Annotated in this window: 21 protein-coding genes and 2 pseudogenes; 10 read left to right on the top strand and 13 right to left on the bottom strand. The window is 61.1% G+C overall.

The genetic code is table 11. The features are described 5' to 3' along the window. Nucleotides 1-28: 28 nt before the first annotated feature. Nucleotides 29-1384, top strand: a complete 1356-nt coding sequence (locus ACU680_RS17755) for a mechanosensitive ion channel domain-containing protein (protein ID WP_448180106.1) — start codon at nt 29-31, stop codon at nt 1382-1384. A 199-nt stretch (nt 1385-1583) separates the two neighbouring features. On the opposite strand, the gene ycaC is transcribed toward ACU680_RS17755, so the two are convergent. The 5 genes from ycaC to ACU680_RS17730 all read right to left on the bottom strand — a co-directional run bounded on the left by ycaC (nt 1584) and on the right by ACU680_RS17730 (nt 6304). Continuing rightward, the gene (gene ycaC, locus ACU680_RS17750; protein ID WP_103520016.1) at nt 1584-2207 is read right to left on the bottom strand and encodes an isochorismate family cysteine hydrolase YcaC; all 624 of its coding nucleotides are present in this window, start codon (nt 2205-2207) and stop codon (nt 1584-1586) included. 67 nt (nt 2208-2274) lie between these two features. Beyond that, the gene (locus tag ACU680_RS17745) at nt 2275-4113 is read right to left on the bottom strand and encodes an amidohydrolase (protein WP_448180105.1); all 1839 of its coding nucleotides are present in this window, start codon (nt 4111-4113) and stop codon (nt 2275-2277) included. 30 nt (nt 4114-4143) lie between these two features. Beyond that, a complete protein-coding gene (locus ACU680_RS17740) occupies nt 4144-4770 on the bottom strand; it encodes an antibiotic biosynthesis monooxygenase (RefSeq protein ID WP_400763312.1) in 627 nt (208 codons plus the stop codon). After that, nucleotides 4763-5179, bottom strand: coding sequence for a DoxX family protein (locus ACU680_RS17735; protein WP_367085105.1), 417 nt, complete (start codon nt 5177-5179; stop codon nt 4763-4765). The genes ACU680_RS17740 and ACU680_RS17735 overlap by 8 nt, the downstream gene beginning before the upstream one ends. Nucleotides 5180-5380: 201 nt before the next feature. After that, nucleotides 5381-6304, bottom strand: a complete 924-nt coding sequence (locus tag ACU680_RS17730) for a LysR family transcriptional regulator (protein ID WP_448180104.1) — start codon at nt 6302-6304, stop codon at nt 5381-5383. Nucleotides 6305-6485: 181 nt separating this feature from the next. Between ACU680_RS17730 and ACU680_RS17725 the strand changes: the two genes are divergently transcribed. Next, entirely contained in the window at nt 6486-6917 is a 432-nt protein-coding gene (locus ACU680_RS17725) for a helix-turn-helix domain-containing protein (protein ID WP_367085107.1), read from the top strand. 134 nt (nt 6918-7051) lie between these two features. Continuing rightward, nucleotides 7052-9868, top strand: coding sequence for an ATP-binding protein (locus ACU680_RS17720; protein ID WP_448180103.1), 2817 nt, complete (start codon nt 7052-7054; stop codon nt 9866-9868). Here the strand turns inward: ACU680_RS17720 and ACU680_RS17715 are convergent. Together ACU680_RS17715 and ACU680_RS17710 are read right to left on the bottom strand one after the other, a co-directional pair. Beyond that, nucleotides 9824-11281, bottom strand: coding sequence for an ATP-binding protein (locus tag ACU680_RS17715; protein WP_448180102.1), 1458 nt, complete (start codon nt 11279-11281; stop codon nt 9824-9826). The two genes, ACU680_RS17720 and ACU680_RS17715, sit on opposite strands and share 45 nt — an antisense overlap. A gap of 160 nt (nt 11282-11441) precedes the next feature. Next, the gene (locus ACU680_RS17710) at nt 11442-12392 is read right to left on the bottom strand and encodes a GlxA family transcriptional regulator (RefSeq protein WP_448180101.1); all 951 of its coding nucleotides are present in this window, start codon (nt 12390-12392) and stop codon (nt 11442-11444) included. Nucleotides 12393-12604: 212 nt separating this feature from the next. On the opposite strand from ACU680_RS17710, the gene ACU680_RS17705 reads away from it, so the two are divergent. After that, nucleotides 12605-13327: a pirin family protein gene (locus ACU680_RS17705; protein ID WP_448180100.1), complete on the top strand. Its 723-nt coding sequence runs from the start codon at nt 12605-12607 to the stop codon at nt 13325-13327. 49 nt (nt 13328-13376) lie between these two features. Here the strand turns inward: ACU680_RS17705 and ACU680_RS17700 are convergent, their stop codons facing one another. Both ACU680_RS17700 and ACU680_RS17695 read right to left on the bottom strand, forming a co-directional pair. Beyond that, nucleotides 13377-13862, bottom strand: a complete 486-nt coding sequence (locus ACU680_RS17700) for a hypothetical protein (protein WP_367085112.1) — start codon at nt 13860-13862, stop codon at nt 13377-13379. A gap of 180 nt (nt 13863-14042) precedes the next feature. Beyond that, entirely contained in the window at nt 14043-14918 is an 876-nt protein-coding gene (locus tag ACU680_RS17695) for a LysR family transcriptional regulator (protein ID WP_400763296.1), read from the bottom strand. Nucleotides 14919-15091: 173 nt separating this feature from the next. Here ACU680_RS17695 and ACU680_RS17690 point away from each other — a divergent pair, with 173 nt between their 5' ends. Both ACU680_RS17690 and ACU680_RS17685 read left to right on the top strand, forming a co-directional pair. After that, entirely contained in the window at nt 15092-16090 is a 999-nt protein-coding gene (locus ACU680_RS17690) for an NAD(P)H-quinone oxidoreductase (protein WP_448180099.1), read from the top strand. 109 nt (nt 16091-16199) lie between these two features. Beyond that, a complete protein-coding gene (locus ACU680_RS17685; RefSeq protein WP_448180098.1) occupies nt 16200-17144 on the top strand; it encodes an alpha/beta hydrolase in 945 nt (314 codons plus the stop codon). On the opposite strand, the gene ACU680_RS17680 is transcribed toward ACU680_RS17685, so the two are convergent. Next, a complete protein-coding gene (locus ACU680_RS17680; RefSeq protein ID WP_448180097.1) occupies nt 17141-18952 on the bottom strand; it encodes an ABC transporter ATP-binding protein in 1812 nt (603 codons plus the stop codon). The two genes, ACU680_RS17685 and ACU680_RS17680, sit on opposite strands and share 4 nt — an antisense overlap. A 200-nt stretch (nt 18953-19152) precedes the next feature. Between ACU680_RS17680 and ACU680_RS17675 the strand changes: the two genes are divergently transcribed. Then, the gene (locus tag ACU680_RS17675; RefSeq protein ID WP_183780942.1) at nt 19153-19566 is read left to right on the top strand and encodes a VOC family protein; all 414 of its coding nucleotides are present in this window, start codon (nt 19153-19155) and stop codon (nt 19564-19566) included. Between the two features lie 57 nt (nt 19567-19623). Here ACU680_RS17675 and ACU680_RS17670 read toward each other — a convergent pair whose 3' ends face one another. Then, nucleotides 19624-19953, bottom strand: coding sequence for a hypothetical protein (locus ACU680_RS17670; protein ID WP_400763288.1), 330 nt, complete (start codon nt 19951-19953; stop codon nt 19624-19626). Between the two features lie 167 nt (nt 19954-20120). Between ACU680_RS17670 and ACU680_RS17665 the strand changes: the two genes are divergently transcribed. From ACU680_RS17665 to ACU680_RS17655, 3 genes are all read left to right on the top strand, one after another. Further along, complete coding sequence (locus tag ACU680_RS17665; protein ID WP_448180096.1) at nt 20121-20396, top strand: hypothetical protein; 276 nt, start codon at nt 20121-20123, stop codon at nt 20394-20396. Nucleotides 20397-20465: 69 nt separating this feature from the next. Then, entirely contained in the window at nt 20466-20669 is a 204-nt protein-coding gene (locus tag ACU680_RS17660) for a hypothetical protein (RefSeq protein WP_367086171.1), read from the top strand. Between the two features lie 183 nt (nt 20670-20852). Next, the gene (locus ACU680_RS17655) at nt 20853-21281 is read left to right on the top strand and encodes a hypothetical protein (RefSeq protein WP_448180095.1); all 429 of its coding nucleotides are present in this window, start codon (nt 20853-20855) and stop codon (nt 21279-21281) included. Between the two features lie 361 nt (nt 21282-21642). On the opposite strand, the pseudogene ACU680_RS17650 reads toward ACU680_RS17655, so the two are convergent. Together ACU680_RS17650 and ACU680_RS17645 are read right to left on the bottom strand one after the other, a co-directional pair. Beyond that, nucleotides 21643-21843, bottom strand: a pseudogene (locus tag ACU680_RS17650) (SIS domain-containing protein); the annotation flags it as partial. A 9-nt stretch (nt 21844-21852) separates the two neighbouring features. Next, nucleotides 21853-22163 (bottom strand): annotated as a pseudogene (locus ACU680_RS17645) (hypothetical protein); the annotation flags it as partial. Nucleotide 22164 lies beyond the last annotated feature (1 nt).

The raw sequence follows: 22164 nt of genomic DNA, 5'->3' as shown, positions 1-22164 counted from the left end.
GACAGCGCTCACCATCGTGGAGCACATCATGTCCATCCTCCTCACCCACCCACTGTTCTGGAGCGCCGCCCTGCTGCTGCTCGACGCGCTGCTCTGGAACCTCGCCCCGTTCAGGCATCGCGCACCGAGAGTCGGCATTCGCCTGGCGCTGTTTCTGGCGTTCAGCGCATTGATCATCAACGCCGAGATCAGCCCGTTGCAGGCGCCGCTGTTCGCCGATGACCGGGTGATGCAACTGGGCGCGACGGCGCTGGGGATTGTCTGGTGGGTGTACGCTGCGCGGGTGCTCACCGAGGTGATCGGCCTGATCCTGATGCGGCGTATCGGCCACAGCGGTCGGCTGTTGCAGGACGTGATCGGCGCGCTGGTGTTTCTGGTGGCGATCGTCGTTGGTCTGGCGTTGCAAAGCACCTTGAGCGACGTGTTCTCGGGAATCGTGCTCAACACCACCAAGCCGTATCAGGTCGACGATTTCGTGGTGATCGACGGTGTCGAGGGCAAGGTCATCGACATCGACTGGCGCGCCACGCATCTGTTGACCAGCACCGGCACCCTGGCCGTGGTGCCGAACTCGGTGGCGGCCAAGGCGAAGATCGTCAATCTGAGTCGCCCGACTAACCTGCATGGCGTCTCGATCAGCATCAAGGTGCCGAATCACATTCGCCCGCGGCGGGTGCTCGACGCCCTCGACCGCACCTTGCAGGGCAGCAGCAGCCTGCTGCTCAATCCGCCGCCCAAAGCCGTGTTGAAAGAGGCCGGTGAAGAGATGTCCGAATACGTTGCCAGCGGCTTCATCAGTGAACTGGGCAAGAAAGGCGAAGTGCGCAATCAACTGTTCGACCTCGCCCACCGGCATCTCGAAGCGGCAGGTATTTCCCGGCACCCTGATGGCGTGATCGAACCCTCGACCCGCGCCCGGGCGTTGCTCGATGAAGTGAAAATCTTCCGCTCGCTGAGTCATGAGGAACGTGATCGCCTCGCCGAATCGATGGTCGCGCAGCAGTACGCGGCCGGTCAGGTGGTGCTGGATCTGGATGAAGTGCCCGACAGTCTGTTTGTCATCGCCACTGGCGTGGTCAGTGCAACCGTGCCCGATGGCAGCGGCCAGACCGAGGCCGGGCGCATGGGGCCGAGCGAGGTCATGGGCGAACAGAGCATCCTCGCCGATACGCCGTCGCAAGCGACGTTCACCGCACTGACATCAAGCATCATCTACCGCCTCGACAAAGCCCTGACCCGTCAGTGCATGGAACAGCGCAGCGAAGTCGGCCAGGCGTTGAACAAATTGCAAGCCGTGCGACAGCAGAACAGCCGGCTGGCGTTGATGGCCAAACCGGTGGCGGTGCGCAAGGGTGGTTTTCTGGGTTGGCTGCAAAAACGCTAGCCCTGTCAAACAGGTGATCGCCAAACCTTGTGGCGAGGGAGCTTGCTCCCGCTTGAGTGCGCAGCGCTCACAAGATTTCGGGGACTGCTGCGCGGCCCAGCGGGAGCAAGCTCCCTCGCCACAGAGGATGGTGGATTGCGCCACTTTTTACTGCACATGAAAATGCCCGCAATCAAGCGGGCACTTTCAGTTCAAGCAATTACTTGGCCGTGAACTTGGTATAGCTGTTGATCAGGTTGCGGTAGTTCGGCAGGCGCTCGGACAGCAGATGCGCCAGACCTTCCATGTCGTTGCGCCAGTCACCCTGCAGCTCGCACGCCACCGAAAACCAGTTCAACAGTTGCGCACCGGCAGCCGACATCCGCGCCCACGCCGCTTGTTGCACGGTGGTGTTGAAGGTGCCGGACGAGTCGGTCACCACGAACACTTCATAACCTTCGGCGATGGCCGACAGGGTCGGGAACGCCACACAGACGTCCGTCACCACACCGGCGATGATCAGTTGTTTGCGGCCGGTGGCCTTGATCGCTTTGACGAAGTCTTCGTTGTCCCAGGCATTGATCTGGCCCGGGCGCTGAATGAACGGGGCATCGGGAAATTGCTCGCGCAGCTCAGGCACGATCGGACCGTTCGGGCCGGCATCGAAACTGGTGGTGAGGATGGTCGGCAGCTTGAAGAACTTTGCGATGTCGCCCAGCGCCAGCACGTTGTTCTTGAACTCGTTGGGAGTGAAGTCTTGCACCAGCGAGATCAGACCGGTCTGGTGATCGACCAGCAGCACGACCGCATCATCTTTGTTCAGACGCTTGTAGGGAACGCTCATGGGAAACTCCTTGGGATGGATGTTGCAGGAAGCGCCGTGCCGGTTGGCCGGCGCTTTTTTGTAGGGATCAGAAAGCGAAACAGGAACAGCCGAACGCGCCCCAGAAACCGGCGAAGTCGCTGACCGGTGCGTTCGACAGTCGGGCCTTTTCATGGCTGTGCGCGTGCACCGCGCAGGCACCGACGCACTGGTGCACCTGCGCCTGCAAAGGCGAGTTCGGGCGCCAGTGGCCCGGCACCTTGACCACCGGCGACCAGTCCGGCAGCACGGGGATCGAGCGTGGGCCGAGGTCTTCGAAATCGCCGGCGGCGTAGACGATCTTGCCGCCGACCACGGTCAGCACCGACTCGATCCACTTGATCGCTTCTTCCTCGACGTGGAAGAAGTCCGCGCTCAATGCCGCCAGATCCGCCAGTTGCCCGACCTTGATCTGGCCCTTCTTGCCCTGCTCGGAGGAGAACCAGGCGCTGCCGTGGGTGAACAGTTCCAGTGCGGTGGTGCGTGGCAGACCTTCTTCGTACAAGGCCAGACCGCCAACGGTGCGGCCGCTGACCATCCAGTACAGCGAGGTCCACGGGTTGTAGCTGGACACCCGCGTGGCGTCGGTACCGGCGCCCACCGGCACGCCTTCGGCAAGCATGCGTTTGATTGGCGGCGTGGCTTCGGCGGCTTTCGCGCCGTAACGGTCGACGAAGTATTCACCTTGGAACGCCATGCGATCCTGAATCGCGATACCGCCACCCAGCGCCCTCACCCGTTCGATGTTCTGCGGGGTGATGGTTTCGGCGTGGTCGAAGAACCACGGCAGACCGTTGAACGGAATGTCGCGATTGACCTTCTCGAACACGTCGAGCATGCGGCTGATCGACTCGTTGTACGTGGCGTGCAAGCGGAACGGCCAACGCTGCTCGACCAGATGGCGCACCACCGGTTCCAGCTCCTGCTCCATGGTCTGCGGCAGGTCCGGGCGCGGTTCGAGGAAGTCTTCGAAGTCGGCAGCGGAGAACACCAACATCTCGCCGGCGCCGTTGTGCCGCAGGTAATCGTCGCCCTGATGCAACTTGACGCTGCCGGTCCAGTTCTGGAAGTCGGTCAGCTCTTCTTTCGGCTTCTGGGTGAACAGGTTGTAGGCGATGCGCACGGTCAACTGATCATCCTTGGCCAGTTGCTCGATCACCTGATAGTCGTCGGGATAGTTCTGGAAACCACCACCGGCGTCGATTGCGCTGGTCAGGCCGAGGCGATTGAGTTCGCGCATGAACTGCCGGGTCGAGTTGACCTGATAGTCCAGCGGCAGCTTCGGCCCCTTGGCCAGCGTCGAGTACAGAATCATCGCGTTGGGTTTTGCCACCAGCATCCCGGTCGGGTTGCCGTTGGCATCGCGCACGATCTCGCCGCCCGGCGGGTTCGGCGTGTCGCGGGTGTAACCGGCGACGCGCAGGGCGGCACGGTTGAGCAGCGCGCGGTCGTACAGGTGCAGGACGAACACCGGGGTGTCCGGCGCCGCCTGGTTGAGTTCTTCGAGGGTCGGCATGCGTTTTTCGGCGAACTGGAATTCGTTCCAGCCACCAACCACGCGTACCCATTGCGGAGTCGGCGTGCGGTCGGCCTGTTCCTTGAGCATGCGCAGTGCATCGGCCAGCCCCGGCACGCCTTCCCAGCGCAATTCGAGGTTGTAGTTGAGGCCGCCACGGATCAGGTGCAAGTGCGAGTCGTTGAGGCCGGGGATCACGCAGCGCCCGTGCAGGTCGATCACTTGCGTGGCTGCACCGCGCAGGGCCATAGCCTGGGTGTCGTTGCCAACGACGACAAAGCGCCCGTCCTTGATCGCCACCGCACTGGCCAGCGGCTTGCTGCGGTCTACGGTATGAAATTGGCCATTGAACAGAATCAGATCGGCGTTCATCGCAGTTCCTTTCGAGTAGATGAATGGGTGTCAGCGTGACGGCTGTTTGGCGGGGTCGACGTGAGCATGGGCCTGACCGGCTTCCAGCCACGGCGCGAACAACCGGGTCACGCGGGGCATGAACACGTACACCACCGACAGGACGATGGTCAGGGTGATCAGGAACGTGGCAACCACGTAGTTGGCAAGCAGCGGGTGCAGCTTGAGCAGCGGCCCCCAGATCAGCGGCACTAGCAGCGTGTGCGGCAGAATCACCAACAGTGTGATCACCGCTTGCTTCCAGCGCGGCGGCGGCTTCGCGGCATCGGCCAGCGGCGCGAACCAGAATTCGTTGACCGGTGCGACTTCAGTCTGGTCGCCATCGGCGAGCATCGGCGCCGCCTCATCCACCAGCGCCTGACGCTGCGGCGATTCCAGCCACAGCTGCATGGCCTCGGTGGAGCAAAAGCGCAGGACGCAGGTGTAGGTGTCGAGACCGGCCAGCTTGCCGCGCACCACGTCGACCCCGAGGTGGCCGTCGCGCTGCCCGGCGACCCGGACGATGTTGCGCAACCATGCTTCGTAAGGCTGTTCAAACCCGGCCTTGACCCGGTGCTTGACGATCAGGGTCACGGTTTCACCGACCCCCGGTGCTTTTGGACTCAGGGCTTCAGGCATAACGCAGCACTCCGGGCAGACGAACATTGAGCGCCAGGCGTCCCGGCCCGGCGATGAACACAGTGGCGAACAGGATCAACAGCAACCAGCCGAACTGCCCCTCGGCCACACTCCATTGCGGATGCACGACCAGCAGCGCCACCAGCAGAACAAAGAGAATAGGCAAGCAGGCCAATCGCGCCAGCACCCCGCCGACGATCAGCAGCGGACAGAGGACTTCAGCGAAAATCGCCAGACAGAGCGTGAGGTGCGCGCCGAGGTGGAACGGGTCTTCGATCTGCTGCAATTGCGCGTTGAAGTTCAACAGCTTGGGCAAACCGTGGACCCACAGCAGGAACAGTCCGCCGCTGACCCGCAGAAACAGCAGACCGATATCCTGTGCCTGTTCATCGCGTGGTGATGCGCTCATGACCCTACCCTTTAATCCTTATCGGGTTGAATCATGCTCGGTGCGGGCGGGAGAAAATTGAATGGATGTGCTCTCTTTCAGGCCATCCGGACTTCTGTAGGAGTGAGCCTGCTCGCGATGCGGTGTGTCAGGCGCCAACAATGGTGACTGTGGAGGTATCTTCGCGAGCAGGCTCACTCCTACAGGGGTTTTGCGGTGTGTTCAAGCAGGCGGGATATCCAGCGGCGCCGCCATGAACTGGCTGATTCGCGAGCGCAGCCAGCGCTCCGCCGGGTCGTTGTCGTGCACCCCGCTCCAGGCCATCGACAGCTGGGCGGCGTCGATCGGGAACGGTGGATCTTCAGCGCGTAACGCGCAGCCTTCGACCAGCGCACAGGCGGCATAATCCGGCACGGTGGCAATCATTTCAGTGCCGGCGAGCAACGCACGCAAACCGCTGAACTGCGGCACGCCGAGCACCACGCGCCGACGCCGGCCAACCTTGGCCAGATCCAGGTCGATGTTGCCGCTCAGGTCACCGGAGAACGAGACCATGGCGTGCGGGCGCTCGCAGTATTCGTCCAGCGTCAGCGGCCCGGGGCGGTCGTCGCCGCGCAGGACCTTGCAGGGAATGTCGCGCAGTTTCTTGCGCTTGGCGTTGGCCGGCAGATCGGTGGTGTAGCTGACCCCGACCGAGATTTCCCCGGACGCGAGCAACGCCGGCATCAACAGATAGTTTGCGCGGCGCACCACTACGACAATCCCCGGGGCCTCTTGCTGAAGCTTGCGCAGCAGCGGCGGAAACAGACCGAACTCGGCGTCGTCCGACAGGCCGATGCGGAACACGTCGCAACTGCTCGCCGGGTCAAATTCCTTGGCCCGACTGACTGCGCCCGAGATTACGTCCATCGCCGGTTGCAGCTCCTGCAGAATCGCCAGCGCGCGGGCGGTCGGTTCCATGCTGCGGCCGTTGCGCAGCAGCAACGGATCATCGAACAGGTCGCGCAACCGCCCCAGCGCGGCGCTGACTGCCGGTTGGCCCATGAACAGTTTTTCGGCGACGCGGGTCAGGTTCTTTTCGAACATCAGCGCTTCGAAAATCACCAGCAGGTTCATGTCGACGCGACGCAGATCGTTACGGTTCATGGGCTGCAATTCCTTCTAAGACCAGTCGCAAGTGCTGAGCACTTTACCCGATCAACGGCGGTTTGCATCCGGGTCAGGCCTGCGAATTAACAACGATTAACTCGTCAGCCTGCCCCTCCCGTCTTAACAATGAAGGCCTCTGCGCAGCGTTGTTTTTGCCCCCACGACACGGACTTTGGCCATGGCTCTTTTACAGCAATCAGTCGCCCTCGCCCCTGCCAGCGAAACCCGCAAGCCGCTCATCGGCGGCCTCAGCCCGCAACGGGAACGGCAGGTCAAACAACTGATCCTCGAACGCCTCGGAGAAAGCCTGGAAGTGGCCGAGCTGGCACGCGCCTGCTCGCTGTCACGCAGCCATTTCTCCCGGGCGTTCAAGGCCAGCACCGGCCAGGCACCCCAGGACTGGATCCGCGAACAGCGCATCGCCCGCGCCAAGCTGCTGATCCGCCACACCGGCCTGAGCCTGACGCAGATCAGCCTGGAATGCGGCTTCTGCGATCAGGCACATTTCTGTCACATGTTTACTCGCAGCGAAGGGATCAATCCATTCGCCTGGCGCTGTCAGGTCATGCGTGAAAACAAGGACACCCGGACCCGGTCCATGACCTTTTGAGCGTTACGCAGGCGCCTGGCGTTGCACTGATGGCCAAACCTGAGGAATATGCTGCGATACCTTGCACCCGACGATCTGCATCTTCACGCAGCGTCCATTTGCCAGGATTGCCGCATCACCGCAGGAGTGTGCTGTTGAGTCTTTCCCCGAATCAGGCCATCGGCTTCGGCCCCTATCGGATCTACACCGGGCAGCGGCTGGTCATGGAAGGTGACCAGCCGCTGCGTCTGGGTCGGCGCGCCATGGATATTCTGCTGATGTTGCTGGCGCATGCCGGGGAAGTGGTGAGCAAGCAACAACTGCTCGCCGGTGTATGGCCGGACAGTGTCGTCGAGGACATCAATCTGCGGGTGCACATGGCCGCCCTGCGCAAGGCGCTGGGCGACGGTCAGGCCGGCCAGCGCTATATCGTCACCGTGGCCCAGCGCGGCTACAGTTTCGTTGCCCCGCTGACGGTGCAAGCCAACGGACAACGGCCGCTGGAGGCGGCTCCCGGTCGCCACAACTTGCCGCTGCGCCACACCCGGATGATCGGTCGCCAGCCGCTGGTCGACAGCTTGATGCAGCAACTGCCGCGACAGCGCTGCATCACCCTGGTCGGCCCCGGCGGAATCGGCAAGACCACCGTCGCCCTGCGCGTCGCCGAGCAGTTGCTCGGACGCTATCGCGACGGCATCCGCCTGCTGGATCTGGCGCCGCTCAACGACCCGGCGCTGATCGGTTCGCAACTGGCTACCCTGCTGGATCTGGCAGTGCACGACGGCGATCCGCTGGCAGGGGTGATCAACCATTTGCGCGAGCGCCAGATGCTGCTGGTAATCGACAACTGCGAACACCTGATCGATGCCGTGGCACTGCTCGTCGAGAGCCTCCTGCGCGGGGCGCCGCAGGTGCACATCCTGGCCACCAGCCGCGAAAGCCTGCGCGCTGAAGGCGAGTTCGTGCAGCGTCTGGAATCCCTCGACTGCCCGCCTGCGACGAGTGTTCTCGATCGCGAACAGGCGATGGCTTTTGCCGCCCTGCAACTGTTTGTCGAACGGGCGATGGTCGCCCATGAACACTTTGAATTGAGCGACGCCGACTTACCGCTGGTCATGGAGATCTGCCGGCGTCTGGACGGTATTCCGCTGGCCCTGGAACTGGCGGCAGCACAGGTCGAAAGCCTCGGCCTGACCGGCTTGCTGCAGCAATGGCAGGATCAGCTGCACCCACTGGCGGCGGGCAATCACCAGCGCCATGCACGACACCAGACGCTACACGCCACGCTGGACTGGAGTTTCAACCTGCTCACCCCTTGCGAGCAGACTTGCCTGCGCCGCCTCGGGGTGTTTCGCGGCAGCTTCAGCCTGACATCGGCCGCGGCGGTGATCGTCGGTCAGCACATCGACCCCACCCAGGTACTCGCGTCGGTCACGCAACTGGTGGCTAAATCGCTGCTGAATGTGGATGTCGGCGATGAAGAAGTGTTTTATCGCCTGCTCGACACTACCCGCCACTACGCACTGGAAAAACTCGAACACAGCGGCGAACGTGAAACCCTTCGCGAACGTCATGCCGAGCGTTGTCTGGCCCTGATGGAGCAGGCGCGGACCGAGTGGGAAAGCACCCCGACCCTGAAGTGGATCGAGCGCTATGCCCGAAGTCTGGAAGATCTGCGCGCTGCCCTCGACTGGAGCTTGCACGGCAACGGCTCGCGCCATCTCGGCATCCGCCTGACGGCGGCGTCGGCCGCGCTGTGGCAAGAGCTGTCATTGCTCAAGGAATATGGCGCTCATGTGCGCCAGGCGTTGACCTTGCTTGAAAGCGCCGAACAACCCTGCCCGCGCCTGGAGATTGCTCTGCAACTGGCACTCGGCAGCGCCTGCTACCACACCTGGGGCGGTTCGCCGGAGACCATCAAGGCGTTCACCCAGGCCAATGCACTGGCGCAACAGCACCACGATGTCGCCGGGCAATTGCGCGCCATTTCCGGGCATTTGGCGGTCAATCTCAGTTGCGGGCATTACCAGGCGGCATTGCTGCAAAGCGAACAGTTCGACCGTCTCGGCGGCCACGGCGACCCACTGCTGTCATTGAGCACTCACCGCTTGCGCGTCCTCGCCCTGCACTTTGCCGGCGACCAGCCGCAAGCTCGGGTCAGTGCCGAGCAAGTGATCCAGCGCATGGCCCACAGTGGCTACCGTAACCGCTTCACCCACGGTTTCGGCGTGCAGTACGACCAAAGCGTGGCTTCGCTGACCATTCTCGCCCGTGTTTTGTGGCTGCAGGGCTTTGCGGAACAGGCATGGCGCACCGCTCGGCAAGCGCTGGACATCGCCGTGCAGATCAACCACGGCACTTCGATCTGCTACACCCTGGCGCTGGCCAGCTGTCTGATCGCCCATTACAACGGCGATACCAAGACTGCCCGTGAACTGTTGGAGCTGTTGCTGGAGCAGGCCCAGAAGCACTCGGTGCTGCTGTTCTATCGCTGGGGACGGCATTATGCGCAGGTGATCGATGAGCGCCTGGCCCAACCCGACGCTCCGGCGGATAACGGGCTGATCAAGGAGCTGATGGTCACGCTCGACGCTCGCCATATCGATGACGCGTTGCTGGAGCGGGCGCGCAGTGGCGCGGCAGGTTGGAGCACGGCCGAGGTGTTGCGGGCCGAGGCTGAGCGTTTATTGGCGAGTGAGGCGGATTGTCCACAGGGATGCCTCAGCGAGCAGGCAGAACATCTCCTGCAAAACGCTCTCGCCATCGCCCGTTCTCAAGGCGCGCTGGCCTGGGAGCTACGCAGCGCCACATCTTTGGCCCAACTGTGGCAGCGTCAATCACGCCACCGCCAGGCACTGGAGCTACTGACCCCGATCTATCAGCGCTTCAGCGAAGGTTACGCCACCCCCGACCTGCGCAACGTGCGCTTATTGCTCGAGGCGTTGCGCAGCCAGTTGTCCGTCCGCGCTTGATCGATTGCGCCCGTTGTAACGGACACGACGCTGCAGGTTATCCACCCGTTCAGCGCTGATTTCCCACTGTTCGCGGACATAACAGCGAAGGGTGTTGAGCATGCGGTAGCGCAGCGAATCGCCACCCCGCTCGATCGTCAACCATGATTTGGCGGCCAGGCGTTCGATCACCGCCTGCAGATGTACGCCGTCAATGACCCGCAGCGCGGCTTCCTCGGTGAAGGCCATCTTGAACACCGACAGACGCTGTAACACCCGGCGTTCGCAGGGGCGCAGATCCTGATAACTCCAGTCCAGCGCTGCGCTCATGGACTGATGCCGGGGCAGCGCGGTGCGCCGGCCGTGACTGAGCAGGCGCAGGCCGTTGTCCAGCTGCGCTTGCAGCCCCACCAGCGCCAGCGCATCGATCTGCGCCGCCGCCAGTTCGATGGCCAGCGGTAAACCGTCCAGCCGCCGACAGATCGCGCACACGGTGTGCAGATCCTGCTCGCGCAGGCTGAAATCGTGCTGCCGGGCACGCGCGCGGCTGATCAGCAATTGCACCGCCGAATAGCCCATGAGCTCGTCGACACTGGTTGGCACCGATGCCTTGGGGAAGGTCAATGGCGCAATCGGTTGCAGGGTTTCGAGATTGGCCTGCAGCGGTTCGCGGCTGGTGACCAGTAGCGCCAGTCGCGGCGCCGCCAGCAGCAACCGCTCCACCAGCGCCCGGCACGATTCACGACGCCGCTCACCGTTATCCAGCACCAGCAAGGCATGACGCGAGGCTAACGTCTCGAACGAGGTGTCGAGGGTGTGCAGCAGGTAGTCGAGCAACGAAGGCGCATCCTCGGCAATGGACAGGTCGATGTACCAGACACCGTCGCGGTAATGCTGCAACAGCAACTCGGCCACCCGCAGCGCCACCGTGGATTTGCCGATGCCGGCCGGGCCCGTCAGCGTCATCAGGCGACACAGCGGCAGTTGTCGCACCAGACTGCCGACCAGCGAATCGCGGCCGATGACCGGGGTCAAGCGTGCGGGCAGGTTGTATTGCGGCGCCTGCAGGGTTTCGAACACCACTTGCGCGACGCTGTCGCCGTGCACCGGGGCGATAAAGCTATAACCACACTGCGGCACGTTGACGATATAGCACTGGCCGTTCTCACCATCGCCCAACGCCCGGCGCAACGCGGCGATGTGCACCCGCAAGTTGATCTCTTCAACCACACTGTCCGGCCACACCCAGGCGATCAACTGTTCCTTGCGCACCACGCGACCGGCGTGTTCGACCAGCACCTGCAAAAGATCGAGGGCGCGCCCGCCCATGCGCAACTGTCGATCCCCGTCGAGGATCAACCGTTGGCGCAGATGAAAGGCGTATGGCCCAAAATACAACACCGATGCAGCGGGTAAGTCGTTGTGGCTGTGCATGCCGTTTTCCAGCGCCAGCGCGCGCGGGCAGCATGCCCTCGGCGTCCAGCACTTCTCCCTTCCAAGCGTTGCCGTTTATCTTGGCAGCTGCAGGTGACGGCACAACCTCCGAACGGGGCGCAACACGGACATCCGGATGCACCGCACGGACACAACCGCTCTAGCTGAACTGCTCGCGGTATTGTGCCGGGGTCAGACCGAGCTTTTCAGCGAACAGAAAACGCATGTGGCGCACACTGCCGAAACCACTTTTGTAGGCCACGGTCTTCAACGGCAGCTCGGTGGTTTCCAGCAGATTACGCGCGCAATCAATGCGGGCGTTTTGCAGAAACTCCATCGGCGTCATGTTCACATCCCGCGCGAACAGCCGCGCAAAGTGCCGGGTGCTCATGTTCGCCAGCCCCGCCATGCGCTCGACCGTAAACGCTTCGTCGAGGTGTTCCAGCACATGGTTCTGCACCCGGGTGATTGCGGTTTCCTGCGGTGCCACCGCGGCCATCAACGGACTGAACTGCGCTTGCCCGCCCTGCCGTTTCATCACCACCAGCAGGACCTTGGCCACGTCTTGGGCGACTTTTTTCCCGTGATCCCGGGCAACCACGGCCAACGCCAGATCGATGCCGGCGGTCACGCCTCCCGAAGTGATCAGATTGCGGTCTTCGGTGTAAATCTGATCGGTCTCCACCCGCGCCTCGGGGAACGCCTTGATCAGCCGCTCGGTGTAATTCCAGTGGGTGGTCACGCGATAACCGTCGAGCAGCCCGGCATGCCCGAGCACAAAAGCCCCGGTGCAGATCGAACCGTAGCAACCGGCCTGCCCCACCGAGCGTTGCAACCAGGCGAGCAGCGCCGGATGTTTTTCGTTATAGGCGCCCGGTCCACCCGGTACCAGCAGCAGGTCGAAGGCCTGGGCCGGGTCGTCGATATGAGAGTCGGTCTGTACCTGTACGCCATTGGAAGCCCGCAGCATCCCGCGTTCGGTACCCAAGGTGATCAGTTGGTAGTGATCTTCGGCTTTCAAGTAGCGATTGGCGACCGAAAACACCTCCATGGGGCCGGCCATGTCGAGCAGAAGAAAGTCGGGAAACAGCACCATTGCCACGGTTTTCATGGGTGAACATCACTGAAATCAAGGAAAAGGAAGCAAGCCTCGCATTATGGCCACGTGCGTAGAGAGCGGCGAAAAGAATGCGTGATCGACTCCGCAAAACTGTCAACCTGAGCAGGACAGTATTTCAATTTCCACCTACTTATTACCCCAAACGATTAACAGTAACCTTCTCCTCACTCGGACGAATCAACGTCCTGCAAGGAGAATTCATCATGCTGACCCTTCGCAAAGCTTCCGACCGTGGCCTCGCCAATCATGGCTGGTTGAAATCCTTCCACACCTTTTCCTTTGCCAGCTACCGCGACCCGCGTGAACAGGGTTTCTCCGACCTGCTGGTGATCAACGATGACCGCGTGGCGGCCGGCAAGGGTTTCGGCCAGCATCCGCACCGTGACATGGAGATCTTTTCCTACGTGCTTGAAGGCGCGCTGGAGCATAAAGACACCTTGGGCACCGGTTCGGTGATCCGCCCCGGTGACGTGCAACTGATGAGCGCCGGCAGTGGCGTGGCCCACAGCGAATTCAACCATTCGGCCACCCGGCCGGTGCACTTTCTGCAGATCTGGATCGTGCCGGAAGTGGCCGGCGCCAAGCCGCGCTACCAGCAAGAGCACTTCAGCGCGCAGAAAAAACGCGGTCGCCTGCAACTGATCATCTCGCCGGACGGCGCTGATGGCTCGCTGAAAGTACGTCAGGACGCGCGGGTCTACGCCGGCCTGTTCGACGGCCAGGAAAGCGCGACGCTGAAACTGCCGGCCAGTCGTTATGCCTACGTGCATGTGGCGCGTGGCAGCGTAGAGCTCAACGGCGTGCAACTGCAGGAAGGTGACGGCGTGCGGGTTCGTGAAGAACAGGCACTGACCCTGAGCAATGGCGTGGATGCCGAAGTGCTGGTGTTCGATCTGCGGCCGCAGGAGTTGCCGCAAATGCCATGAGGCAGGGTTTTATCATCTGCAAAAACGGCCTTCATATGAAGGCCGTTTTTTATTGTGGTGGTGGCGGCGTTGGCAACTCCGGCGATTTGGGTGTGTGGGCATCCTTGCCCGCCTGGACCGCCGCTAGGGTGGTTTGTATAGCTACGTACATGTTGGCTTGATTGGCGTAATAGGCCCCAACGACGATGGTGACTATTCCAAGTAACTGGACGGCCGTTGCTGCCCAGACGTTGGCCTTGACGGTGGCGCCCTGCCTTGCTGCTTCCTGCGCGCCGTCGGCAATTTTGCGCATTTCTTGCGTTATCAAGTCGTAGCGTTTGTCTCGTTCGACTTGAGTTTTGTCCCGTTCTCCCTGAACAGATAAAAACCCGTCAATTTTCATTGATACCGCGTCCAGTCGAGCATCCATTCGTGTCTCGATGGTCTCGATCCTGGCATTGAATTCTTCTCGACTGATGGCGCCCATGACTTGCGTACTCTGACCATTACCCGTTATGTCACTGCTTTGAAAGTGACTGAATTCCCTGGCTTCCAATTCGACACCTTTATCGGGCTACCGATACCGTCCGTGGTATGTCACTCCAGTGCAAGCGTGCGGCCTCGCACCAGCCTTTGGCAACGATAGCCCCCGGTCCTTCGGCCTACAAGCCAGCGAATTCTGCGTCCGGCGTAGGCCATTTCGTCAGACCTTGTGAGTTCGCCTAGAAAACGCGCCTTACTCGTTTTCCGACGCAAACACTTCGACGATCTGCTCGATCACCGCCCTCACCCGCGCCGTATGGCGCAGATCCGCATGGGTCACCAACCACACTTCGTACGGTTGCGGGCGGGTACGCTGTGGCCAGAGCCTGACCAGACCGTCGCGCTCGCCCATGTACACCGGAATTTCTCCTACACCAATACCCGCCGCAATCGAGCGCCGCATCAACAGGCTGGAACCGAGGCTGGCGACGATTCGCCCGCGACTGATCGGCTCCCCCACCAGGTTCAGGTCCCGGTTGCTCTGCAGATACGGTTGATAAACCACCAGGTCATGCCCGGCGAAAGCACTGCCGGGCTCGGGTTCGCCATTGGCGTCGACGTAAGCCTTTGAAGCGAATAACCCGGTTGGCCAGCGCGCGATGCGCCGGGCGATCAGGTCCGGATTGTCGGGCCGGGTGTTGCGTACGGCGATATCCGCCTCGCGCTTGGCCAGACTGAGGATCTGCGTGGAAGCGTCCAGTTGCACGCGCACGTCCGGATGCAGTTCGTGCAGGCGGGCGATGGCCGGGATCAGGAAATCGATGGCCAGCGAATCGGTGGTGCTGACCCGCACCGTGCCGGTCAGGCGATCATCCAGGCCCTGAATCTGCCGCTCAAGCTCAAGCGCCGAATGCTCCATTTTCTCCACCGACCTGAGCGCCGCTTCGCCTACCGCAGTCAGCGCGTAGCCCTCGGACGTGCGCAGGAACAGCGTCGCGCCGAGGGACTTTTCCAGCGCAGTGATCCGCCGTCCGACGGTGGCTTGATCCACATTCAATACTCGCGCGGCCCCGCGCAGTGTCGACTCGCGACAGACGGCGAGAAACACCCGTGCGTCATCCCAATTCATCTGATCTCCTGCCGATGCAAATTTGCATCACTATGCCGCCAAATCGCTGCGTTAAAGCGGCAACGATAGCCGATATCCTCACCACTGTTCTCATGCCTTGAATGCTTTTGCAGGGAATCATTGCCCCCCCTTTGAACTCCCACCTACAGACCTCCTACGCAACAGGACCGGATATGACACTGCCCAGCGAAATGACCCGTATCGAAATCATTCAACCCGGTGGCCCCGAAGTCTTGCAGGCCAAACACGTGCCCCTGCCCGTCGCTGCAGCCGGGGAAGTGCTGGTCCGCGTGCATGCCGCCGGGATCAACCGTCCCGATGCCCTGCAGCGGGCCGGCAAGTATCCGATGAAGCCGGGCATGAATCCGATCCCCGGTCTGGAAGTGGCCGGCGAAGTGGTGGCGCTGGGTGCCGGTATCAGTCAGTTTGCGCTGGGGGACAAGGTCTGCGCGCTGACCAATGGTGGCGGTTACGCCGAATACTGCAACGTCCCGGCCGGGCAAACCTTGCCGATCCCCGAAGGACTGGATTGGGTGCAGGCCGCCGCTATCCCGGAAACGTTCTTTACCGTTTGGGCCAACCTGTTTGGCCTCGGCCACGCCCAGCGTGGTCAGCGCGTGCTGATCCACGGCGGCACCAGTGGCATCGGCACCACCGCGCTGATGCTGTGCCGCGAGTTCGGCATCGAAGCCTTTGCCACCGCCGGCAGCGTCGATAAATGCGCGGCAATCAGCAAACTGGGTGGGCAGCCAATCAATTATCGCGAGCAGGATTTCGCCACGGTCATCGCCGAAAAAACGGCTGGCCAAGGCGTTAACGCGATCCTCGACATCATGGGCGCCTCATACCTCAACGGGAATGTCAGCGCGCTGGCGATGGATGGCCGATTGGTGATGCTGGGTTTTCTCGGTGGCGGCAAAGCCAACGACATCGACCTGCTGGCGATCATGGCCAAGCGCGCGGTGATCACTGGTTCGCTGCTGCGTGCGCGAACCGCTGAGGAAAAGGCCGAGATTGCCGGGCAATTGCGCGAACATGTGTGGCCGGCGCTGGCCGCCGGACGCTGCCTGCCGATCATCGACAAGGTTTACTCGCTGAACGACGCGGCCCAGGCACATGCACGCATGGAAGGTGGCGACCACATCGGCAAAATCGTCCTGCGCGTGGATTGAGCTGCAGCATTTTGAAATCGTTGCGAGTAGACGGTGGTCGAAAAAATCACGCGCAGACCGAGCCTTCTGGTAAAAAGCCTTCTTTGTCTGCGCTGTGGTGAACCGTTTAATGTTCCTGTCCTTCATGACTCGTTTGCGCCGCCGCCGTCTGGCGTTCGCCTGCATGGCTGCGCTGATCATTGGCGTGCCGACGAGTTGTGCGGTGCTCGAACACACCGAGCGCAAACTGCTGTTTCGCATCGAACCGGGCACGGCCGGCTGGTATCACGGCTTGCCGCTCAGCGTGCAGGAACTCGACTTGCAGCCCAAGAGCTTCAAGGCCGGGCAGAATATTCATGCCTGGTGGTGGCCGGCGGAAAAAGCCAATGCACCGGCAATTCTCTATCTGCATGGCGTGCGCTGGAACCTCACCGGACAGCTGTTCCGCATCGAGCAGTTGCGCGCGGCCGGCTACTCGGTACTGGCCATCGACTACCGTGGTTTCGGCCAGAGCAAGGGTGACCTGCCTTCGGAAAGCAGCGTGTACGAAGATGCCCGTGTGGCGTGGGAACGCTTCAAACTGCTGCAGCCCGACCCGAACAAGCGCCTGATCTACGGTCACTCCCTGGGCGGTGCCGTGGCGATTGATCTGGCCGCCGAACTCGGCCAGGACGCGGCTCGGGACCATACTCCGCTGCCAGTCAAAGGCCTGGTGATCGAGTCGACGTTCACCTCTCTCGCCGACGTGGCCGCCGCCGTGGCCAACACTTCGCTGCCGGTGCGCTGGCTGCTGTCGCAGAAATTCGACTCCATCGACAAGATCGCCGAGATTCACATGCCGCTGCTGGTGGTACACGGCATGGCTGACGCGTTCGTGCCGCCGCGCTTCAGCGAACAGCTGTTCAACGCCGCCCAACAACCGAAACGACTGCTGTTGGTGCCGGGTGCCACCCATAACAACAGCATGGCGCTGGGCGGGCAGAATTATCGCAAGGCGATCGACGCGTTGATGCAGACCAAACCCGCGCCGCGCGTGGCCGGCCCCGCACTGGTACGCAGCGCGCAGGACTCCTAGCGATAGCCGCGCGCCTGCAGATCGAACAGTTTGGCGTAGTGTCCGTTAGCAGCGATCAGGCTGTCGTGATCGCCCTGCTCGAGTATCCGTCCGCCCTCCAGCACCATGATCTGATCGGCGTTGCGCACACTGGAAAAGCGGTGGGAGATCAGCAAGGTCATGCGACCTTCGGTGTGCTGGCTGAAATGCTCGAACACTGCCGCTTCCGCTGCCGGATCCAGCGCCGAGGTCGGTTCGTCGAGAATCAGGATGTCGGCATCGCGGCGCATGTACGCCCGGGACAAGGCAATCTTCTGCCATTGCCCGCCCGATAACTCCTGACCGCCAGCAAACCAGCGGCCCAACTGCGTGGCATAGCCACGGTCGAGGCCTTCAATGAACGGCGCGGCCATGCCTTCCGCCGCCGCAGCGTGCCAGCGCGATTCATCGTTGAACGCCGAGGTATCGCCCACGCCGATGTTTTCGCCCACAGTGAACTGGTAGCGAATATAGTCCTGAAAAATCACCCCGATACGCCGCCGCAACGTGTTCTCTTCCCAATCCTGCAAATCGCTGCCATCAAGCAGAATCCGACCCTGATCGGGCCGATACAGGCGCGTCAGCAATTTGATCAGCGTGGTTTTGCCTGAGCCGTTCTCCCCCACCAGCGCCACGCTCTTGCCCGGCACCAGGTGCAGGTCGATGCCTTCCAGTGCAGAACGGCTGGCCCCCGGATAGCGGAAACCGACGTTTTCAAAGCGCAGGCCATCGCCCGGTTGCGCGCCGACGGTGAGATGGCCGGAATCAGCCAGCACCGGTTCGGCCAGATATTCGTACAGATTCGACAGATAGAGACCATCTTCGTACAGGCCGCTGATCGCACTCAGGCTGCTGCTGACCGCACTCTGCCCCTGCTTGAACAACACCAGGTACATGGTCATCTGGCCGAGACTGATATTGCCATGCACCGCATCGATGACCACCCAGGCATAAGCCAGATAGAACGCCCCGGTGCCGAGCAAGCCGAGACCGAAACCCCAGCCATCACGACGCAATGTCAGGCGCCGATCCTCGGCGTAGAGCTTGGCGAAGGTGTCCCGATAGCGCTGCAACAGCAACGGCGCAAAGCCGAACAGCTTGACCTCTTTGATATAGGCCTCGTGGGACAGCAAGGTTTCGATGTAATTTTGCTGCCGACTCTCCGGGGCCCGGCGAGTGAACAAGCGGAAAGCGTCGCCGGAGAAATGCGCCTCGGCAAAGAACACCGGCAACGCGCCGATCACCAGCAACAGCAGTGCCCACGGCGAAAAATGCACCAGCAGCACACCGAAGCTGATCAGCATGATCAGGTTCTGGATCAGCCCCAGCGACTTCATCACCAACGCCAGCGGCCGGGTCGAGGCTTCGCGGCGTACACGCACCAGTTTGTCGTAGAACTCGGAATTCTCGAACTGCACCAGCGACAGGGTCTGCGCCTTTTGCAGAATCAGCGTGTTGACCTTTTGCCCCAACTGCACCCGCAACAGCGACTGCTGCACCGACAACGCCCGTTGCGTACCGGATAACAGCGCTAACACGCCCGCTTCCATCAGCACATAACGCAACACCGGCCACAGCGGTGCATCGCCCTGTTGCGCGTGCAACTGCATCGCCGTCACCACCGCATCGACAATGCGCTGACCCAGCCATGCGGCCAGCGCCGGCAGAACCCCCGCAATCAAGGTCGCCAGCACCAGGCCCAGAAACAATCCGCGTGATGTTGCCCAGACCAACAGCAAGGCGCGCCGGGCCTGATCGAACAGGGCGTTGAAGCGGGAAATCAGAGGCATGGCAGATTAAGCTCGAAAGGTCATACAGGTGCCATGGTACTCCGCAGGTTTTATCCGTGCTGAAGCGCGGCGTTTTCAGAAGAAAAACATCTGGAAAACTCTGGCCGTTGCGACGTCCAATGCTTTGCTATGGTTTAACCGCCTTTCGCGGAACCTGGCGAACATCGCCGCTCTCCGCGCCTACTGCCAGGAACGACGCCATGCGAATCAATCCTTACCTCATCTTCAACGGCAACTGCCGCGAGGCTTTCACCTTTTACGAACAAGCCTTGCAGGGCAAACTCGAAGCAATCATGACCTTCGGCGAAACACCCGCCGCCGAACACGTACCGAAAGAGCATCATCATCTGGTGATCCACACCTGCCTGAAAGTCGGCGACCAGATGATCATGGCCTCGGACACCACGCCCGACCGGCCAACCGGCGGCATGAGCGGTTGTTCAATATCGCTTAACGTCGACAGCGTTGCCGAAGCCGAGCGGGTATTCAATGCGCTGGCCAAGGACGGTCGCGTCGACATGCCGCTGGAAGCGACGTTCTGGGCCGCCCGCTTCGGCATGCTGGTCGATCGCTTTGGCGTGTCGTGGATGGTCAATTGCGAGACAGACAAGTAACGCCGACGTTTCGTCAGGCATGAAAAAGCCCAACCGCTTCAGGTTGGGCTTTTTGGTTTATCGCTGGGCCAGCTCATGCCGCACGCATTGTTCGTAATAGGTCTGCTTGACCGCCGCCGGCTTGAGCTTCGACGAGCTGTTGTAGGTCTGCTCGGTAATCCCCATCGCCGTCATGCGCATCCACGGCTGCTGGAACTTGCGTACCTGCAACTGCTTGCGCGCGCCATACAACGAGATCCCCGACAGTTTCGACTGCTGCGCCCCGGCAGCGATGTCCGAGCCCCAGGTACAGGCGAACCGGTGACTCTTGCTCAACTCCCTCGCTTCAGTGGCCGAAGCGAAGGCAGCCAGGGAAAGCGTTGCAACGGTTATGACAATCGTCCGCATATAGCCAACCTAACCTTTTGAAAAAAGGCGAGTTTGCCCGGTAAGGAAAAACCTGGGGGCCAGCAATTTGCCGCATTTGCGCAGTGACAACCGTTCGTCCAACCGCCAGCACCTTGGCGCGACTGACGTCTCCAATGCGGTACACCCCTCAGCGCAAGGCCAAAAAAATGAACAAGAAGATTGCAACCCTGACGTTTGCATGCCTGATGCTGGCTGGCTCTGGCTTGACTCTGGCAAGCGAGAAAGCAGGATCAGCCGCGCCGCCCACGGCCATTCCGGGCGTGAATCAATCCAGCAACAAATCCGAATCCAACGAAGAAAAAGCCAACAAGAAAGGTGAAGAGGCCTCGGGTTCGAATTCGGGTGCAGAATCGAAAGAAACCGAGAAAGACGCGGCAACCTCCAGCGACTCGGAAGATATTCAAAGGAAGCCGAAACAGTAACCACTGGATTGAACGGCAATGAACGCCGATCATGCTGGGGATTGCCAATACCCTCAGATGAATGACCGTATGCCCAGTAAAGAAGCGCAACCCCAGACATCAGCGACTGCCGCTGACATCGAACGCTCGATCCAGGCCCTGAACAAAATGGCGGAACGTTTATGGGGCGATGGCCGAGAGGCAGAAGCGAAGGCGCTTCTGGATGCCCTGGATGCATTGAACCGGGCGCTGGACCGGATCAGGATTGGTGAGAGTCGCAGGGTTCTGCATTGAGGCGTAGCTGCGCGCATGCTCCAAACGCACCAGAATTGGATCCCCTCAACGTCCAGAGACAGTCCGCTGAACGGATGGATGCTGTCGAGCATTTTGCGGTGTCAATGTTGTAACTGCTCCGACTTGAGAGGGTGCTACCGGCATGGTCAAATGAGTAATGGCCTTTTGCTACGGTAATCTCACTTGAAACAGTATCGCGGAATAATCATATTTTTTTCGGCAATGACTTTGCTCTTTATCCTGGTACAGGTATGGCACGCAAAATCTGGCCCGGAAGAGAAAAAGCAGGAGCGGGAGCGCCAACTCAAGGGGCTCGCGCTCATCATGAGTGTCCAGTCCGGAAAAGTATCTGACGATTCAATTCGCGCCGATTCTGTGACCTACAGCGATGAAGTCATGCGTATCTCTTACACACTCACAAAAGTTACGAAAGACGAAATCGATTCTGATGAATTCGCCAAAGACGCAAGAGCGCTTGCAGCTACTGCCTTCTGTAATGAAAAAGGTTTGGGACAGTTCGTGAAATCGGGTCTTGCCATTGACCTCCTCTACAAAGATTCAACCAGCTCACCGGTAGTCGAGTTTCAGATAGGCAAATCCGACTGCCTCTGAAGCCCCTCCCTGAAGCCCGCCTCTCTCGCGGGCTTTTTTCTGCGTGTCGTACCGCAGTGAGTCCGCGCAACTAGTCATCAATTTCCCGACCTATCCCGAATGCACTCGCCTCCGCGCCCAACGGCAACCAGCGGAGCGAACGAGTGCATCCGAGTTTTGTTGCATCAATACCCCCGCCCCGAACGGGTAAAGAGCTGTCATGGAATGCCTCGGCCAGGGCGCCCTGGGGGATCCCTTTCGGAGTTATCCGCGAACACGCATGCGAGGCTGAATGGCCAGGAGCGTTTCGGACGTCGCCTCGTACTTCAATGAAAACGTCCAGCCTTTTAAACCCTTGGTGCGTACAGTTCCAGGCGCTGAGACCTGCCTGGGTTAGCAGGGTCAGGTCGGACTCTCGCACCAACGAGCTGATGCTGACGTTGCAAATGGCCAAGCTGGCGAGAAATCCGAGTTCTTTGGCATTACGCAGGGCGGCCAGGGTGTCGGCTGTTTCGCCAAACTGGGATATCGACACGAACAGTGTGTCAGGCTGAACCGCAACTTTGCGGTAGCGGAATTCGGTAATAAGCGCCCATGGCGAATCGCTGCGCAACTCGATGTTCAGAGAGGTCTCGTTCTCCACGGACGGGATGCCCGGGATGTAGGCCTGATCCACCGAGCCCGGGCGCCAGCCCCACTTCACGTTCGGGATGTTGTAGTTGCCGCTGGCATCGCGGATCGGCGTGTTGTCCAGGTAGATGTCGTAATCGGTTGGGACACTATCAAACTCGCCCTCGCCCACGGCGATCAGCAGCTTTAGGCTGTCGCTGGCTTCTACCGGCGACTTCGGCTTGCTGCTGCCGCCCTCTCGCCGTAGATCTCGATCTGTTGCGCTGCGCCCATG

Source organism: Pseudomonas sp. LF020 (assembly GCF_053456425.1).
The sequence above is the reverse complement of the archived record's forward strand: the minus strand, read 5'-3'. Positions and strand labels throughout refer to the sequence as shown.

Bases quoted from the DNA above. Each gene is read 5' to 3' on its own strand.
- ACU680_RS17675 (WP_183780942.1), top strand. From the start codon at position 19,153: ATGCGAATCAATCCTTACCTCATCTTCAACGGCAACTGCCGCGAGGCT.
- ACU680_RS17745 (WP_448180105.1), bottom strand. From the start codon at position 4,113: ATGAACGCCGATCTGATTCTGTTCAATGGCCAATTTCATACCGTAGAC.
- ACU680_RS17665 (WP_448180096.1), top strand. From the start codon at position 20,121: ATGAACAAGAAGATTGCAACCCTGACGTTTGCATGCCTGATGCTGGCT.
- ACU680_RS17705 (WP_448180100.1), top strand. From the start codon at position 12,605: ATGCTGACCCTTCGCAAAGCTTCCGACCGTGGCCTCGCCAATCATGGC.
- ACU680_RS17735 (WP_367085105.1), bottom strand. From the start codon at position 5,179: ATGAGCGCATCACCACGCGATGAACAGGCACAGGATATCGGTCTGCTG.
- ACU680_RS17670 (WP_400763288.1), bottom strand. From the start codon at position 19,953: ATGCGGACGATTGTCATAACCGTTGCAACGCTTTCCCTGGCTGCCTTC.
- ACU680_RS17755 (WP_448180106.1), top strand. From the start codon at position 29: ATGTCCATCCTCCTCACCCACCCACTGTTCTGGAGCGCCGCCCTGCTG.
- ycaC (WP_103520016.1), bottom strand. From the start codon at position 2,207: ATGAGCGTTCCCTACAAGCGTCTGAACAAAGATGATGCGGTCGTGCTG.
- ACU680_RS17725 (WP_367085107.1), top strand. From the start codon at position 6,486: ATGGCTCTTTTACAGCAATCAGTCGCCCTCGCCCCTGCCAGCGAAACC.
- ACU680_RS17710 (WP_448180101.1), bottom strand. From the start codon at position 12,392: ATGAAAACCGTGGCAATGGTGCTGTTTCCCGACTTTCTTCTGCTCGAC.
- ACU680_RS17740 (WP_400763312.1), bottom strand. From the start codon at position 4,770: ATGCCTGAAGCCCTGAGTCCAAAAGCACCGGGGGTCGGTGAAACCGTG.
- ACU680_RS17690 (WP_448180099.1), top strand. From the start codon at position 15,092: ATGACACTGCCCAGCGAAATGACCCGTATCGAAATCATTCAACCCGGT.
- ACU680_RS17730 (WP_448180104.1), bottom strand. From the start codon at position 6,304: ATGAACCGTAACGATCTGCGTCGCGTCGACATGAACCTGCTGGTGATT.
- ACU680_RS17695 (WP_400763296.1), bottom strand. From the start codon at position 14,918: ATGAATTGGGATGACGCACGGGTGTTTCTCGCCGTCTGTCGCGAGTCG.
- ACU680_RS17715 (WP_448180102.1), bottom strand. From the start codon at position 11,281: ATGCACAGCCACAACGACTTACCCGCTGCATCGGTGTTGTATTTTGGG.
- ACU680_RS17685 (WP_448180098.1), top strand. From the start codon at position 16,200: ATGTTCCTGTCCTTCATGACTCGTTTGCGCCGCCGCCGTCTGGCGTTC.
- ACU680_RS17660 (WP_367086171.1), top strand. From the start codon at position 20,466: ATGCCCAGTAAAGAAGCGCAACCCCAGACATCAGCGACTGCCGCTGAC.
- ACU680_RS17680 (WP_448180097.1), bottom strand. From the start codon at position 18,952: ATGCCTCTGATTTCCCGCTTCAACGCCCTGTTCGATCAGGCCCGGCGC.